14 protein-coding genes are annotated in these 16,048 nt (G+C 60.5%); 6 read left to right on the top strand and 8 right to left on the bottom strand.

Going from position 1 to position 16,048, the window contains the following annotated elements; all coding sequences use genetic code 11:
- Nucleotides 1-163: 163 nt before the first annotated feature.
- On the bottom strand, nucleotides 164-853 hold the full coding sequence (locus Asbog_RS00540; RefSeq protein ID WP_231944605.1) for an aspartate/glutamate racemase family protein: 690 nt from the start codon (nucleotides 851-853) through the stop codon (nucleotides 164-166).
- 380 nt (nucleotides 854-1,233) lie between these two features.
- Between Asbog_RS00540 and Asbog_RS00535 the strand changes: the two genes are divergently transcribed.
- From Asbog_RS00535 to Asbog_RS00520, 4 genes are read left to right on the top strand one after another with little or no spacing between them, the layout of a single operon-like run.
- The gene (locus Asbog_RS00535; protein ID WP_062163703.1) at nucleotides 1,234-2,604 is read left to right on the top strand and encodes an NAD(P)-dependent oxidoreductase; all 1,371 of its coding nucleotides are present in this window, start codon (nucleotides 1,234-1,236) and stop codon (nucleotides 2,602-2,604) included.
- A gap of 2 nt (nucleotides 2,605-2,606) precedes the next feature.
- Entirely contained in the window at nucleotides 2,607-3,875 is a 1,269-nt protein-coding gene (gene preA, locus Asbog_RS00530; RefSeq protein ID WP_062163702.1) for an NAD-dependent dihydropyrimidine dehydrogenase subunit PreA, read from the top strand.
- A gap of 16 nt (nucleotides 3,876-3,891) precedes the next feature.
- Nucleotides 3,892-5,127 carry a M20 family metallo-hydrolase gene (locus Asbog_RS00525; RefSeq protein WP_062163701.1) on the top strand — a complete coding sequence of 412 codons (1,236 nt, stop codon included), beginning with the start codon at nucleotides 3,892-3,894 and terminating at the stop codon, nucleotides 5,125-5,127.
- A 59-nt stretch (nucleotides 5,128-5,186) separates the two neighbouring features.
- Nucleotides 5,187-5,954, top strand: a complete 768-nt coding sequence (locus Asbog_RS00520) for a TetR family transcriptional regulator C-terminal domain-containing protein (RefSeq protein WP_231944604.1) — start codon at nucleotides 5,187-5,189, stop codon at nucleotides 5,952-5,954.
- Here Asbog_RS00520 and Asbog_RS00515 read toward each other — a convergent pair.
- The gene (locus tag Asbog_RS00515; RefSeq protein ID WP_062165604.1) at nucleotides 5,914-7,368 is read right to left on the bottom strand and encodes an NCS1 family nucleobase:cation symporter-1; all 1,455 of its coding nucleotides are present in this window, start codon (nucleotides 7,366-7,368) and stop codon (nucleotides 5,914-5,916) included. The two genes, Asbog_RS00520 and Asbog_RS00515, sit on opposite strands and share 41 nt — an antisense overlap.
- A 225-nt stretch (nucleotides 7,369-7,593) precedes the next feature.
- On the opposite strand from Asbog_RS00515, the gene hydA reads away from it, so the two are divergent.
- The gene (gene hydA / locus Asbog_RS00510) at nucleotides 7,594-8,988 is read left to right on the top strand and encodes a dihydropyrimidinase (RefSeq protein WP_062163700.1); all 1,395 of its coding nucleotides are present in this window, start codon (nucleotides 7,594-7,596) and stop codon (nucleotides 8,986-8,988) included.
- Between the two features lie 21 nt (nucleotides 8,989-9,009).
- Here the strand turns inward: hydA and galE are convergent, their stop codons facing one another.
- The 4 genes from galE to Asbog_RS00490 form a co-directional block, all read right to left on the bottom strand.
- Nucleotides 9,010-9,999, bottom strand: coding sequence for a UDP-glucose 4-epimerase GalE (gene galE, locus Asbog_RS00505; protein ID WP_062163699.1), 990 nt, complete (start codon nucleotides 9,997-9,999; stop codon nucleotides 9,010-9,012).
- A 281-nt stretch (nucleotides 10,000-10,280) separates the two neighbouring features.
- Nucleotides 10,281-11,594 (bottom strand): bifunctional folylpolyglutamate synthase/dihydrofolate synthase, encoded by a 1,314-nt coding sequence (locus tag Asbog_RS00500; RefSeq protein ID WP_062163698.1) that lies wholly within the window; start codon nucleotides 11,592-11,594, stop codon nucleotides 10,281-10,283.
- A gap of 76 nt (nucleotides 11,595-11,670) precedes the next feature.
- On the bottom strand, nucleotides 11,671-12,540 hold the full coding sequence (accD, locus tag Asbog_RS00495) for an acetyl-CoA carboxylase, carboxyltransferase subunit beta (RefSeq protein WP_062163697.1): 870 nt from the start codon (nucleotides 12,538-12,540) through the stop codon (nucleotides 11,671-11,673).
- 194 nt (nucleotides 12,541-12,734) lie between these two features.
- The gene (locus tag Asbog_RS00490; RefSeq protein WP_062165603.1) at nucleotides 12,735-14,216 is read right to left on the bottom strand and encodes a sugar porter family MFS transporter; all 1,482 of its coding nucleotides are present in this window, start codon (nucleotides 14,214-14,216) and stop codon (nucleotides 12,735-12,737) included.
- A gap of 67 nt (nucleotides 14,217-14,283) precedes the next feature.
- Between Asbog_RS00490 and Asbog_RS14715 the strand changes: the two genes are divergently transcribed.
- Complete coding sequence (locus Asbog_RS14715; RefSeq protein ID WP_023978203.1) at nucleotides 14,284-14,409, top strand: hypothetical protein; 126 nt, start codon at nucleotides 14,284-14,286, stop codon at nucleotides 14,407-14,409.
- Between the two features lie 137 nt (nucleotides 14,410-14,546).
- Here the strand turns inward: Asbog_RS14715 and Asbog_RS00485 are convergent, their stop codons facing one another.
- Nucleotides 14,547-15,383: a metal ABC transporter permease gene (locus tag Asbog_RS00485; RefSeq protein ID WP_307723596.1), complete on the bottom strand. Its 837-nt coding sequence runs from the start codon at nucleotides 15,381-15,383 to the stop codon at nucleotides 14,547-14,549.
- Nucleotides 15,367-16,044, bottom strand: coding sequence for a metal ABC transporter ATP-binding protein (locus Asbog_RS00480; RefSeq protein ID WP_062163696.1), 678 nt, complete (start codon nucleotides 16,042-16,044; stop codon nucleotides 15,367-15,369). The genes Asbog_RS00485 and Asbog_RS00480 overlap by 17 nt, the downstream gene beginning before the upstream one ends.
- Nucleotides 16,045-16,048 lie beyond the last annotated feature (4 nt).

The raw sequence follows: 16,048 nt of genomic DNA, 5'->3' as shown, positions 1-16,048 counted from the left end.
TGTGACAGCCCGCTTCACAATGACGTTCGCTACGCCAAGGACCACGGCAGACCACCAGCCTACCCGGCGATAGCCCTTAATCGCTGTGATGGTGCGTTAATGACGCGCGCTCAGCCTCCCCCCTCAGGGGACAGCCATTTTCCATACATTTCCGGACATCTCATCAATCGGACAATGCCTTTTCGAGGGTGGCCTGAACATGCAGGGCTGTCGTATCGAAAAGCGGCACCGTGCAATCCTCAGCCCCGACAAGCAGCATGATTTCCGTGCATCCCAGAATGATCGCCTCAGCGCCCGACGCGACAAGACGGGCCATGATGGCACGATAAAGCGCGCGGGATGACGGGTTGATCTGCCCGGCCACGAGTTCTTCATAGATGATACGATGCACGTCCGAGCGGTCCCGTTCTTCAGGAATGATCACCTCCAGACCATAACGCTCGGTCAGTCGCTTCCTGTAGAAATCCTGCTCCATAGTGAACCGCGTGCCTAACAGCCCGATACGACGAAGACCGCTCTGCCTGATCTGTTCGCCGGTGGCGTCAGCGATATGCAGGATGGGAATCGATAGTTGCGCCTGCACCGCATCCGCCACGCAGTGCATGGTGTTCGTACAGATCACCAGATCATCCGCTCCCGCCTTCTCCAGATGGCGCGCCGCCTCAATCAGACGCTCGGTCAGGACATCCCATGCGCCACGATGCTGGAGATCCTTGATCTCGGCGAAGTCGAATGACCACAAAAGACAGCGTGCAGACGAGGCAGGACCGAGCCTGTCACGCACACCTTCATTGAGCAGACGATAATACATGGCCGAGCTCTCCCAGCTCATACCGCCCAGAAGCCCGATCATTCTCATCGTTTATCCCCACTCTTTGCTCAGTCGTGACCAGCGCTTCACCCTATAGCGCCTGCGGGAGGGGCGTTCCAATCCGGTAACGCTTTCTGGGCCAGATGCAAAAATGTTCACTTCTTTGCCGTCACGGCATCGCGCAAGCGACACACTTCCCCCGGCATCCCCCTTGCTAGCACGGATTATGTATCGATATCGGAACAGATAGGTGTGCGACATGTTTCCTTGCCCCTACTGTTCTGACTGCCGCGCCCTGCATCGGGATCAGTCAGAAATCCTCAGGCACAAGATATCTGAACATATGGTCAGATTTTACTTGCAGTGCGCATCATCCCGACCGTAACGTTCGTTTTACGGAACAAATAGAACCGGATTCTCCCATGCGCCCTGATATTGCCTGTGGTCGCCTGCCCCAAGATATTCTGGCGCGAAATTTCGCGGATGCCCATCCGGGACTGACCCCCGAACAGGCAGCGCTGGAAGCCGATCGATGTTTCTATTGTTATGACGCGCCCTGTATCGAGGCCTGTCCGACCGATATCGACATTCCGCGTTTCATCAAGGCCATTGCCTCGCGGAACACGGCCGGTGCGGCCAGGACCATCCTGCAATCAAACATCCTTGGAGGCTCCTGCGCCCGCGTCTGCCCGACCGAGATCCTGTGCGAACAGAAATGTGTGCACACCGCCATCGAAACCCATAAACCTGTTCGTATCGGCGCCCTGCAGCGCTACGCCACAGACTGGCAGATGGCCCAGGACACGCACCCTTTCACACGCGCCACCCCGACGGGGCGACATATCGCCATCGTGGGTGCGGGTCCTGCGGGTCTCGCCTGTGCTCATCGTCTGGCCATGCACGGTCATGAGGTGACGCTGTTCGACCGGCACGAAAAGGCAGGCGGCCTAAATGAATATGGTGTTGCCGCCTACAAGCTGGCGGACGATTTTGCCCAGAAGGAAATCGATTTCCTGATGGCAATCGGCGGTATTCATTATCAGGGGCGGGCCATTCTGGGCGAAACGATCCACCTCGCCACGTTGCGACAGGATTACGATGCCGTCTTTCTGGCGATCGGCCTGTCCGGGGTGCGGGCCCTTGGCCTTCCCGGCGAGACCATGCCTGGCGTCAGGGATGCCGTGGCATTCATCGAACATCTGCGCTCCCACCCGCTGGCCTCGGTGCAGGTCGGGCGCCGTGTCGTCGTGATCGGTGGAGGCAACACGGCCATCGATGCCGCCGTACAGGCGAAACGCCTCGGCGCCGAAGAAGTCACGCTGGTTTATCGTCGGGGTGAGCCCACCATGTCGGCCACGGACGTCGAGCGCGACTGGGCGCAGACCAACGGGGTCACGCTCCGGCTCTGGGCCGCACCGACCCGGCTGGAATTCGACAATGGCGCCCTCACCGGCGTGACATTCAGACGCACTGACGCAGCCGCAGAGGCGTCGACAGGCCCCGCCACGCCCCCTGTCGATTTCACGATTGCCGCGGATATGGTGCTCAAGGCCATCGGGCAGGTTTTTGTCCCTGACCCGGTTTTGCAGGATCAGATCCTGATCGAGAATGGCCGCCTTGTGGTGGACGAAAAAGGCCGCACCACACTGGCTGGCGTCTATGCTGGCGGCGACTGCACAGCGGGTGAAGACCTCACCGTGGCTGCCGTACGCGACGGGCGCGAGGCAGCACAGGCCATTCACAGCGACCTGATTCCTGACGATCTTTCCCTCTCCGGCACAGGAGCTCTCTGATTATGGCCGATCTGCGCACCAGTTTCGCCGGCATCACCTCACCCAATCCGTTCTGGCTGGCCTCTGCCCCGCCCACCGACAAGGAATATAATGTTCGTCGCGCCTATGAGGCCGGATGGGGCGGCGTGGTCTGGAAAACGCTGGGAGAAGACCCGCCGGTGGTCAATCTCAGTTCGCGTTACGGCGCCCTTCAGTTCGAGGGCAAGCGCCTTATGGGGCTCAATAATATCGAGCTTATTTCCGATAGGCCGCTGGCGACCAACATCGCCGAGATCAAGCGCGTGAAGCGTGATTTCCCGGACCGGGCGCTCATTGTCAGCCTTATGGTGCCGTGCGAGGAGCATCGCTGGAAGGCCATTCTGCCGCTTATCGAGGAAACGGGGGCAGACGGAATCGAGCTGAATTTCGGCTGTCCGCATGGCATGTCCGAGCGCAATATGGGCTCTGCCGTGGGGCAGGTGCCTGAATATGTCGAGATGGTCACGCGCTGGTGCAAGCAGAACACGCGCATGCCGGTCATCGTCAAACTGACCCCCAATGTCACCAATATCCTCATGCCCGCACGCGCCGCCCGTCGTGGCGGTGCCGATGCGGTGTCGCTCATCAACACCATCCAGTCGGTCATTGGGGTCGATCTGGATGCCATGGCCCCCATGCCGGTCGTGGGGGGCAAGGGCACGCATGGTGGCTATTGCGGCCCGGCGGTCAAGCCCATCGCCCTGCGCATGATCGGCGAGATTGCCCGTGATCCCGAAATGGCGGGAATACCCATTTCGGGCATGGGGGGCATCAGCAACTGGCGGGACTCCGCCGAATTCCTCGCCATGGGGTCGAGTGCGCTTCAGGTTTGCACGGCGGCCATGCATTACGGATTCCGTATCGTCGAGGACATGATCGACGGGCTCTCGAACTGGATGGACAGCAAGGATTACGCGACCCTGCCCGATCTGAGCGGGCGGGCCGTATCGCGCTTCGTGCCCTGGAACCAGCTCAACATGAAGTTCCGCACCATCGCGCAGATCGATCAGGAAAGCTGCGTGGGGTGCGGCCTGTGCCATATCGCCTGTGAGGACACCTCGCATCAGGCCATCGCCAAAAGCACCGGGGCGAACCGTCGCGAATACAGCGTGATCGAGGACGAATGTGTGGGCTGCAATCTCTGCGCCCATGTCTGCCCGGTGGATGATTGCATCACCATGACACCGCAGCCTGTTGACGGCGAGATGACTTGGCTTGACCATCCCTCCAATCCGCATCGTCTCTCCGCCTGAAAGGATCTCCCGCCGCATGAGCAATATCCGTATCGATGGCCGCGCCCTCTGGGCCGATCTCATGGAAACTGCGCGTTTTGGCGGGACCGCCAAGGGGGGAATCAAGCGCCTGACCCTGACGGAAGAGGACCGTCAGGTGCGTGACTGGTTTGCTGCCACCTGCAAGGCGCTCGGCTGCACGGTTACGGTCGATCGACTGGGTAACATGTTCGCCCGTCTTGAAGGGCAGGATAGCAGCCTGCCGCCCCTGACCATGGGGAGCCATCTCGACACCCAGCCCACAGGCGGCAAGTTCGACGGAATTCTGGGTGTGCTGGGCGGCCTGGCCGTGCTGCGTGCATTGCGCGAAGCCGGGCATGTGTTGCGTCACCCCGTCGAGCTTATCAACTGGACCAATGAAGAAGGCTCGCGGTTTTCTCCCCCCATGATGTGCTCCGGCGCGTTTGCGGGCGTGTTCACAGAGGAGGAAATTCTCGACAAGCGTGACCGTGCCGGGGAACGTTTTGGCGACGCACTGGAAGCGATTGGTTACCGTGGCACCCAGCAATGCGGCGACCACCCGGTCGCCGCCTATTTCGAACTTCATATCGAGCAGGGGCCGATCCTCGAGGTCGAAAATCGGGTCATCGGCGCCGTAACCGGCGTGCAGGGGATGCGCTGGTATGAGGTCACGGTAACAGGCCGCGATGCCCATGCGGGCTCGACCCCCATGACCATGCGCGCCGACACGCTTCTGGCGGCTGCACGCATGATCAGTGCCATATCGGATGTCGCCACGGCTCATGCACCCAAAGGTCTCGGCACTGTCGGCCTGATCGAGAACCGGCCGAACAGCCATAATGTCGTGCCGGGAGAAACCTTCTTCACCATCGATCTGCGCCATCCGGAAGATGCAACGCTTGCCGTGATGGAGCAGGAAATGAAGCAGGCGCTCACCACCATTGCCGAGCAGGCCGGGGTGGAACTTGCCCTGCGCCAGATCTGGGATGCCCCTGCCGTCCCGTTCGACCGACGCTGCATCGACATGGTATCTGACGCCGCGCGTGATGCCGGATTCGACCCGATGGAAATTGTGTCCGGCCCCGGCCATGATGCCGCCTATATGGCGCGCATGACCCCAACCGCCATGATTTTCGTCCCCTGTCGTGACGGGTTGAGCCATAACGAAGCCGAAAGCATTACCGAAGACGAGGCCGAAGCCGGTGCAAATGTGCTGCTGGGCGCCCTGCTGCGCGCCGACAAGGTATTTTGAGGCCAGGTGAGCCCGCAAGACAGGATCCCGACGGCTGAAAAAGCAGGAGACAGGACGGAATGACCGATAATACTGCGCCCCTCGCCGGAAGGATCCTGCCCCATAAGGATCACCTCGCCTCTGGTCACCATGACAGCGCAGGCAGTGACCTCGCCCCTCGTGGCTTCATGGCAAAAGCGTCACCTAACGCCGACACAATCAAGAAGCCCAGAAGACCCAGTGCCCCGCGCCAGGCGATGCTGCCCCAGATCCTCAATGCCGCCGAGACGACCTTCGGGACGCGAGGCCTGAACGGCACGCGCCTGGAGGAGATTGCTGCGCTGTGCGACATCCCCAAGGCCAATATCCTCTATTATTTCGGCTCCAAGGAGGAGCTGTACAACGCCACGCTCAAAAGGCTTCTCGATGTTTGGCTGGATGATGCCGATCACTGGCTCAGCGCCGATCGTGACCCGATTGACGGCATGGAAGGCTATCTGCGTGCCAAGATCGCGTTTTCACGCACCCGGCCGGAAGGCTCGCGGCTTTTCGCTCAGGAACTGCTTTCAGGGGGGCAGCGGCTCGAAGGCTTTTTGAAGGACGTGCTCCGCGCCCATGTAGACCGCCATGCCGCGATCTTTCTCGACTGGCAGTCACGGGGGCTCATGACCCCCATAGACCCCACCCATTTCCTGTGCCTGCTCTGGTCCGGAACACAGGCCTATGCCGATATGCAGGTCCAGTTCGAGACCCTGCTCGACACAGCCCCTCTGGGTGAGCGCGATTATGATACCGCGCTCGAAACCTTCATGATTCTTGTGAGGCCGCTCTTCCCCCGCGGGGGCTGAGGCCCGAAAGGCCGAAGTGAAACACGCCGCCGGTCACAAGCCCGATCACCCAGGCGTAATTCTGCGCGACATTCAGGGCGGGGACGAAGACCACCATGAGCCCCAGCACCACCGATAGCGCCAATGCCAGAACAGCACGCCGATTGACGCCGCCCCGGTACCAGTACGGGCCATCAGGCGCGGTGGAATAAAGACCGGGCAGATCGAGACTGGCTTTTTGCACGTGATAATAATCGACCAGCAGGATGCCTGTAACTGGTGCAATGAACAGGCCGAGAATATCGAGTGTCAGATGAATAAGCTCGGGATGAGCGTAGAGATTCCACGGTGTCAGCAGGACCGCCCCGATTGAGGCAATCAGCCCCCCTTTGCGCCATGAGATGCTGGCGGGGGCAACATTGGAAAAATCGAACGCGGCCGAGACGAAATTGGCCGAGATATTGATCCCCATCGTGGCGGAGACAAGGGTGATCGTCCCGACAAGCATGATAGTCGGACTGTCGAACATCATGATGGTTCCGGCAGGATCCAGGATCAGCCGCCCCAGTGCAGAACGCGCCAGCACGAGTGTGGTCAGAACCAGCATGACAAACGCCATGAAATTGACGGGCAATCCCCAGAAATTGCCCCGACGCACATCAGACATGCTCGTGCCGTAACGGGCAAAATCACCAAAATTGAGAATGATCGGCGAAAAATAGGCCAATGTCAGGGAGGCCACGCTGAAAACCCCGGCAAGGGCGACCGGCCAGCTGACGACCGACTGGGGTAGAACGGAGAGATGGAAGGCACCGTGCGTGCGCCATAAAAGCGCGATATCGAGCCCGAGAATGACAATATAAATGGCAGGCCCTGCCCAGTCGATGAAGTGCCTGATGGACTCCATCCCTCGCCAGAACACGGCAATCTGCAACAGCCAGACAAAAAGGAAGGCACCCCAGCCCAGCAGGGACAGCCCCAGAGCACCGTGCAGATGCGAATCCGCATAGCCCATCACACCAGGGTCCATGTGCAGGATGAAGAGAACGATTGCGTTCGAGGCCAGCCAGGTCTGTATGCCGTACCAGCCCACCGCGATGACGCCACGCACCAGCGCGGGAACGACCGCGCCATACACGCCAAAGGCCCCCCGTATGACCACCGGAAACGGCACGCCAGCGCGCAGGCTGGGTACCGCCACCAGATTGCACAGCACATGCACGATGATCACCGCCGTCAGAAGCCCAGACAGCACAGCACTGACCGGCAGCCCCATGGTGAAAAAGCTGCCAATGGTCATGTAGCCTGCAACGCTGTGAACATTGGACATCCACAGGAACAGATAGTCCTTCCAGGCCCAGTGCCGCTCCGACACGGGAGCGAGATCCTCATTCGATAACGGCCCAGAGAGCATGTTCACGTGTGCCTGCGTCATCGCCATCCTTTCCGGTCGTCCCGTCATGATCATTCTGTCATGACTGCCCCGCCCTGCCGAGCTTGTCACGACCCTTACGGCATGGCCATCCTGCATGATTCAGCCGAACGCCCTGCGTACCAGCAATAGATTGACCATCTGGTCAGGCTAGTCTTATGATTTCGGTATTACAACGATATTATAGCTGGTTCTTTTATCCGGGCTTTTTCACAGGAGAACAGTGTCATGCTGCTCATCAAGGGTGGAACGATCGTCACAGCCGAGCGCAGTATGCGCGGTGATGTCCTGTGTGACGATGAAGGCCGGATTGCCGCCACAGGTCCCGATCTGGAACAGCCAACAGATTGTACGCTGGTCGATGCCACTGGGCTGCTGGTCATGCCGGGTGGAATTGACCCCCATACCCATATGGAAATGCCGTTCATGGGTACGACCGCGAGCGACGATTTCTACACCGGCACGGCGGCAGGGCTGGCGGGTGGTACGACCAGCATTATTGATTTTGTCATACCCGCAGCCGGGCAGCGGCTGTTCGAGGCGTGGCAGGACTGGCGATGCAAGGCCGAGAAAGCCACCGCCGATTACGGATTCCATGTCGCGGTCACGCATTGGGACGAACAGGTACATGAGGACATGGGTCGTTTGGTGCAGGAAGGCGGCGTCAACTCCTTCAAGCACTTCATGGCTTATAAAAACGCCCTGATGATCGACGATACCGTCTTTCTGCGCTCCATGAGCCGTGCGGGCGCGCTGGGTGCCCTTTGCACCGTCCACGCCGAAAACGGTGACGCCGTATCATTCCTTCAGGCGCAGCTTCTCGCTGCCGGCGAAACCGGCCCCCACGCCCATCCGCTGTCACGCCCCGCCGAGGTCGAAGGCGAGGCAGCCCAACGCGCCATTGCCTTGGCGACACTTCAGAACACACCGCTCTATATCGTGCATGTCTCGACCCGCGAGGCCACGGAAGCCATCGCTGCAGCCCGTCTCAAGGGCATGAAGGTTTATGGCGAGGTACTTCCGCAGCATCTCGTTTTCGATGAGAGCGTCTATCATAAAGAGGACTGGCTCTCCGCTGCCCGCCATGTCATGAGCCCGCCCTTTCGCGCCAGATCCCATCAGCAGGCCCTGTGGGGCGGGCTGGTTTCGGGGCAGCTACAGACAACCGCCACGGATCATTGCTGCTTCTGTCGCGACCAGAAGGGACGTGGCCGCGATGATTTCACGAAAATCCCCAATGGCGTGCCAGGGATCGAGGAACGCATGAGCGTGCTCTGGCATCACGGGGTTGTCAGTGGTCGCCTGACACCGGAGCAGTTCGTGGCCATCACGTCGACCAACACGGCCCGTATCTTCAATATCTTCCCCAGAAAGGGCTGTATTGCACCGGGAGCAGATGCCGATCTGGTGTTGTGGGACCCAACCGCCTCACGCACACTCTCTGCCGCCACCCTGCATCAGAACGTCGATTACACGCTCTACGAAGGCATGACCCTGACCGGCGTTGCAAGAAAAACCATCAGCCAGGGCGAGGTCGTCTGGGATGATGGAACCCTTCGCGCCGTACGCGGCAAAGGCCGTTACGTACCCCGACCCGCTTTCAGCGCCGCACAGGCGTTCTGACGAAGGCGCATCCGGGGCTTGTCACGCCCCGCCATAGCCATGGGGATGCGCCTCGCGCCAGCGAAAGGCGGTCTCGACCATCGTGTCGAGATCCGACAGGCGCGGTGTCCAACCTGTATCTCTGCGGAAACTGTCTGAATCGGCGATCAACGTCGCCGGATCGCCCCCGCGGCGCGGTGCGGCATCCCATGGCAGCTTGCGACCACTGACGCGCTCGACGGCACGGATGACTTCGATATTAGAGAATCCGCGCCCACTTCCGATGTTGTAGAGCACGCTGCGATCGTCGATGCTAGCGAGCGCACATTCATAGGCGGTCGAGAGATCGCCAACATGCAGGTAATCGCGCACGCATGTGCCATCACGGGTTGGGTAGTCGGTACCGAAAACGCTCAGTTGCGGGCGACGCCCCAGGGCAGCGTCGATGGCAATTGGCACAAGATGCGTTTCGGGCCGATGATCTTCCCCGGCGCGGCCCAAAACATCGGCGCCGGCTGCATTGAAATAGCGCAGGCAGGCGCTGCGCAAACCGTGGATGCGATCGGCCCAGTGCAGCACCCGCTCGATCATGTATTTACTCTCCCCATAGGGGGAGCCGGGATCGACCGGCGCATTTTCCGGGATCGGGGCATCACGCTCAGGACCACCAAAAAGCGCAGCCGTCGAGGAGAATACAAGCTTGCGCACATCATGCCTGACCAGCGCGCGAATGAGGTTGAGGGACGAGACATAGTTCTGTTCGAAGTAGCGCAGAGGGTCGGCCATGCTCTCACCGACGAGTGAGATTGCCGCAAAATGCAGGGCCGCATCGAAATCCTGGCTGCCGACCACCGCGTCCAGAGCCTGCGCATCCATCATATCGATCTGATGAAGCGTCACACCCGATGGCACGGCCGCCAGATGGCCTGTGCTGAGATTATCGACAACAACGACCTCGTGCCCGGCATCCAGCAAGCCCAGCACGGCATGGCTGCCTACAAACCCAGCCCCGCCGGTTACGAGGTAACGCATCTCTCACTCCTCCATTCTGCCCTTGCGCGCCTCGCTTGCATTCGCCGCGTCTGAGGCAGGATGGATATGGCTCTACCTGATCATTGCCATAAAATATACGAGCACCTGCGGGCACTCATTATTCGTCATCCTGTTCTTTTTCGTTTTCATTAGACGAATAGATACGACAACAATTGAGTCTGATACACCGTGATAGACTTTTGCTTTGATAGATCAGGGCGTGACGGTTCATTTGACAGCACCATAATCTCATTACCCTGCGATCAGGCGCTGAACACATCTCAGCGAGGCAATGTGCCATCCTGCTTTAGAACCACACCTGCCAGATAGAGACTGCCGCAGATCAGCACCCGTGATGGTGGCCCCTCGAAACGGGGAAGGACCGCTGCGATTGTCGGCCCGGCAACAGCATGACCACCTGAGGCCTCGATGATGGCTTCAACGGGCAAAGCAAGGTGCTGGCCCTCTTCTGCCACAGCATGAAGTGTCGTCGCATGACGCTGTACGGGGCGGAGAAAACCCGCAGCATCCTTGCTCTGCTTCATGCCAACAATGACATGCAACGGACGGTCGGACCAGTCGGCTAACGTGGCCGAGAGCGCTTCGCCAGCGTTGGGGTTGTGCCCGCCATCGAGCCACAATTCCCACCCTGCGGGCAAAAGGGCGGCAAGCCTGCCCTCCAGACGCTGCAATCGGGCGGGCCACTGCGTCTGGGCAATTCCGGCCCAGGCCCGGTCAGGCAGGGGGAAGCCACTGGCCCGTAGAGCCGCCACGGCCAGGGCAGCATTCGCAACCTGATGCACCCCCTTCAGCCCCGGTGCCGGCAGTGACAGGACCCCGAGCGGATCCTGATAGGTCAGGGTGCCATCATGATCACGATCGCAGGTTACATCGCGTCCAACCTCCCACAGAGGGGCCTTGCAGGACGCGGCCTGGGCCTCGATCACCTGTCGGGCCTCATCATGCTGGAGAGCGCATACAACCGGCACGCCCGGCTTGATGATACCAGCCTTCTCGGCAGCAATCAGGCCGAGTGTTTCACCCAGAAAGGCCTGATGGTCGAGATCCACCGGCGTGATCACACACACAATCGGGCGCGCAACAACATTGGTCGCATCCAGACGACCACCCAGACCGACTTCAAGGATCGTCAGATCCGCAGGTGTTCGTGCAAACAGCAGCAGACCCGCAGCCGTCAGAACCTCGAACACGGTAATAGGCGCGCCATTATTGATGCGCTCGATTTCCTCGAGTGTCGCAACCAGCGCCTCTTCGGTCACCAATGTGCCCGCGACGCGAAACCGCTCCGTCACGTCCACCAGATGCGGACTGGTCATGACATGAACGCGCAGCCCGGCCGCCTCGGCTATGGCGCGCAGGGTGGCGCAGGTACTGCCCTTGCCATTCGTCCCGGCCACGTGAATGACGGGCGGCAGCGCGCGTTCAGGGTTGCCCAGCTTGTCGAGCAGGGCGTGCAGCCGCGTAAGGGAGAGATCGATCAGCTTGGGATAAAGCGCCTGCACACGGGTGAGCACGACACCGGTCCGGCCCTCATATTCATCGCTGAGTCTGGCCGGGGCGGCTTGGGTCGTCATGGGTCAATCCGTGTGGGAGAGAAAGAAAAAACCCCGCCCCGTTGCGCAGGACGGGGCCAGCAGGGAGCAGAGCCCGTCAGGCTGCTTCAGAGGCAGCAGCAGGCTTGTTCATCATCATGCCAATCAGACGGCCGAGCATGGTCTGAAGCTCGGGACGCGCCACAACCATGTCCACCATGCCGTGGTCACGCAGATACTCGGAACGCTGGAAGCCCTCGGGCAGCTTCTCGCGCACCGTATCCTGAATGACGCGCGGGCCGGTAAAGGCAATCAGCGCCTCGGGTTCGGCAATCTGCACATCGCCCAGCATGGCGAAGGACGCCGAGACACCGCCCGTGGTCGGGTTGGTCAGCACAACGATATAGGGCAGACCGGCATCCTTGAGCATCTCGACGCCAATGGTCGTGCGCGGCATCTGCATGAGCGACAGAACGCCCTCCTGCATGCGGGCACCACCCGAGGCGGTGTAGATCACCAGCGCTGCCTTCTGCAGCACGGCCAGACGGCAGGCCGCGATGAAGGCTTCGCCAAGAGCCGTGCCCATGGTGCCTGCCATGAATTCATAGGCCATGACGGCCACAACGGCATCATGACCACCGATCTTGCCGTGGGCCACAGCCAGCGACTCATCAAGATGGGTCTTGGTCTTGGCGTCCTTCAGGCGGTCGGCATATTTCTTCTGGTCACGAAAGCCGAGCGGATCGCTGGGAACCTTCGGCAGCTCGATCTTTGTGTATTTGCCGTCATCGAAGGTCCACTGAAGGCGCTCATTGGCCAGCGCCTTGCCATGATGGCCGCAATGGGGGCAGACGCGCTGGGCCTTCTCGAGATCCTTGATCAGGATCATCTGCGAGCAGGACTCACAGCTGGTCCACAAATTCTCCGGCACTTCGCGCTGCAGAAGGCCACGGATTTTCGGTCGAACGTATTCGGTCAGCCAGCTCATCTTGATCCTACTTCTCGCCCGATCCGCATGAATTTCCCTGGCGTGCAGGCGTTGCGGTCGAATGGGCAATCGTCATTCAGAGGCCGCTTTTAGCGATTTCTGCGGCGCAATGCCAGTTTCACGAAAAAGGGGTGGCCCCTCCCTGAAAGGCCACCCCTATCGTCAGGCGAACTGCCCTCCCGAAGCTATATGGCTCAGGCGGCGGCCTCTTCCTGAACGTCCTCAGAAACGATGCGTGTTTGCCCCTTGCTGGGGCGAAAGCGCTTTTCGTGCAGGGCGAGCTCGATATCCTCAAGCGTGGCGCCGGCTGTTTCTGGCACGAAGAAGAAGATGAACGCCACCGAGGCCAGATTGACCGCCGCATAGAACCACATGGTGCCACCCAGCGTGATGAGCTGTACCAGCGTCAGCGCTGTGCCCGTCACCAGCAGGTCAGAGCCCCAGAGCGTTGCAGCATGAAGGCTGGTGGCCTGACCACGCATGGAAAGCGGGAACATCTCGGCGCCAAGCAGCCAGCCGCAGACCTGGATGCCGCCCGAATTGAACGCCATGAACAGCAGCAGGAACACGATCACCAAATAGGAGCCCACGCTGCCTGCGGCAGGGTGCATGGCAAAGACAATGCCAAGACCAATCAGACTGACAATGGAACCCGGCCCCATGATCAGCATGAGACGACGACGGCCCACCCGGTCGACAATCAGACAGCCAATGAAGGTCATGATGCAATAGGTGATGGCCACACCCAGCGAGGCCATAAGCGCCGATGAAGCGCCGAATCCCGCATCGCGCAGAAAGGTCGGCGCGTAATAGATCATCATTTCCAGACCGCCGCACTGGGTGAAGAAGGCCACGCCCAGAGCGGCAACAAGGGCCGGACGCACCCAGGGCCGGAACAGTCCCTTCCAGCCACGATTGCGCGGATCGGCGGATTCCGCGTTCTCGCGCATCTCGCACACTTCCTTGCGGATCACCCTCTTCGATGTCCGGATGCGCCCGAGCTCGATGATAGCGCGCTTCATGCCTTCATTTTCAGCAGTCCAGCGTGGGCTCTTGGGCATGAAGAACATGGAGACAAAGACAATGGCAGCAGGCACGGCGGCAAGGCCCACCATCGGGCGCCAACCCCAGGCCTCACGTTCGGTATAGCCGATGATGTTGGCCAGAAGGATGCCAAGCCCGATGGCCACATTGAACATCGTGACCAGTGTGCCGCGCTTCTCCGCCGGTGCGAGCTCCGAAATATACATCGGCACGACCTGCGTGGACCCGCCCACGGCGAAGCCGAGGAACACGCGTGAGATAATCAGCAGCCAGACATCGGGCGAAAAGGCGCAGGCCAGCGCCCCAAGCACGAATACCCCGCTGACCAGCGTCACGCAGGCGCGCCGTCCGTATTTCTCGGAAAAGGACCCGGCCGCCAGGGCGCCAAGAATGGCGCCTGCCAGAATGGCAGAGGCCACCATCTCCTGCATGGTGCTGCTGAGATGAAAATCATCGGCGATCAGCAGCAGCGCACCGGAGATGATCCCGGTATCATAGCCATACAGACCGCCACAGATTGCAGCGACCACGGCCGCCAGAATCAGGATATATCGTGCATAGGGAGAGACCTCGATCGGATGATCGTCATGAGGGCGCGCCCCGGCGTCAGTTGTCTCTGAATTATTTTTCATGACGATATAACTGAAGACCAGCAAACTGGTTTAAGATCGTCGGGCAAAAAACAAGAAGGAGCCAGTGATGGCAAAGCCGCAGAAGCCCCGGCAGGATGTGCCGACAATCAACGTGCGTGAGCTGATCATCATGCATATCGTCCTTGCGCTGTTCGTAGTCGGCATCATGCTGCTCGACTGGCATCTGAACTGAGCCGTCGAGAACTTCGCCGACCAGGGAAACGGCAGACGCTCCGTCACGCTTTCAGAGCGGCAAATCCAGAGGACGGTATGATTCGTCCAAGAAGACGTGCTTTTACCGTTGTGTCAGCTATAGCCGCGCCGGTCGGATCATGAACGCGCAGCTGCGATAAGCCCGCGACTGGCGATGGCTCGCGCCAGCAGATAGCAAAGCGCCGCCCCCGCACTAATGCAGAACGAGACCGGCACCCCGGTATACCAGGCCACGACAAGCCCACCCCAGGACAGAGCCAGGGCCAGAAGTGCGGAAACCAGAAGCCCGATCCAGGGTGAGAGGCCAAGGCGCAGGGTGCATGAGGCTGGCCCGACCAGCAGGCTGAACACCAGCAGGATCCCGATCGTGCGCGAGCCTATGGCCGTGGCCAGCGCAACAAGTATCATGAAGCCGCAGGCCACAACGCGCAGCCGCACGCCCTTGGCTGCTGCAAGGTCAGGGTCGAGGCTGGCAAACAGCAAGGGCCGACCCAGCACGCAAAGCCCGGCCAGAGACACACCACCAAGCGCTAGCAACATACGCAGGGTCGCCCGGTCCACACCAAGCACATTGCCAAAAAGCAGGGCCGTGGTGCTGCTGGCAGGGGTATGGGCCATTTGCAGGAACAGCAGACCAAGCCCGAGGCTGGCAGCCAGCACGAGGCCGATCACACTATCCCGCTGACTGGCGCTCGCCGCATTGGCCCGCAGATCGCCCTGCGGCTCCCAGCCGAGCACCAGCGCTGCCGCCAGAGCAGAGAATACCATACCTGTCAAAGGCGTCATGCCGATGAGTACGGCACCGGTTGCCCCTGCGAAGCCGATATGCGAGAGCGCATGCCCCGCAAAACTCTGGCCGCGCAGCACCAGAAACCACCCCACCAGCCCGCACAGAAGCGCCACGACGCCCGACGCCATGAAGGCATTCTGCATGAACTCATAATGCAGCATCATGAAGCTCCAGTTTCTGATCACTGATCCGGAGCAGATGATCGGCATAGGGCCGGACGGCGTCGAGCCCGTGGCAGGACATGAGAACCGACATGCCGATGTCGCGGCATCGTTTGTGCAGCATGGATAAAATCCGCGTCTGCCATTGCGTATCCATACCGCTCAATGGCTCGTCCAGAACAAGAAAGGACGGGCTATCCAGCAGGGCCTCGGCAAGGAAAAGCCGTTGCCGCTCCCCACCTGAAAGCTGGCTGAGCGGTTGCCGGACCAGGGCCTCGGCTCCTGTGAGAGTCAAAGCAGCCCAGATACGGGCATTCAGTTTCTCGCCCCAGCCCGGCAGGCCGAAAGAGGCCCCCCGCCATGAAGCCGCCATGAGCGCATGGCCGGTCATCTGCGGCGCAGGCAGACGACGATCCTGAGGCATGTAACCGATCTGCCCTCTTATGGCGGCAGGATTGCGACCCAGCACTTCCATTCGCCCCTGCTGAGGGCGATGCAGACCAAGCAACGTGCGCAGCAATGTCGTCTTGCCATGACCGTTCGCCCCGTCCAGCACGGTGAAGCTTCCGGCCGGCAAGGTGAGATTTGCCTGCGCAAACAGGACCCGGCTGCCATGGGCCAGGGTCACATCATGCAGGGTCAGGGCATCGGGCAGATCAGTCATGGCT

The organism is Asaia bogorensis NBRC 16594, from assembly GCF_001547995.1.
Taxonomy (GTDB): Bacteria; Pseudomonadota; Alphaproteobacteria; order Acetobacterales; family Acetobacteraceae; genus Asaia; species Asaia bogorensis.
Note: the sequence above shows the minus strand (reverse complement) of the source record. Positions and strands in the feature narration are given on the sequence as shown.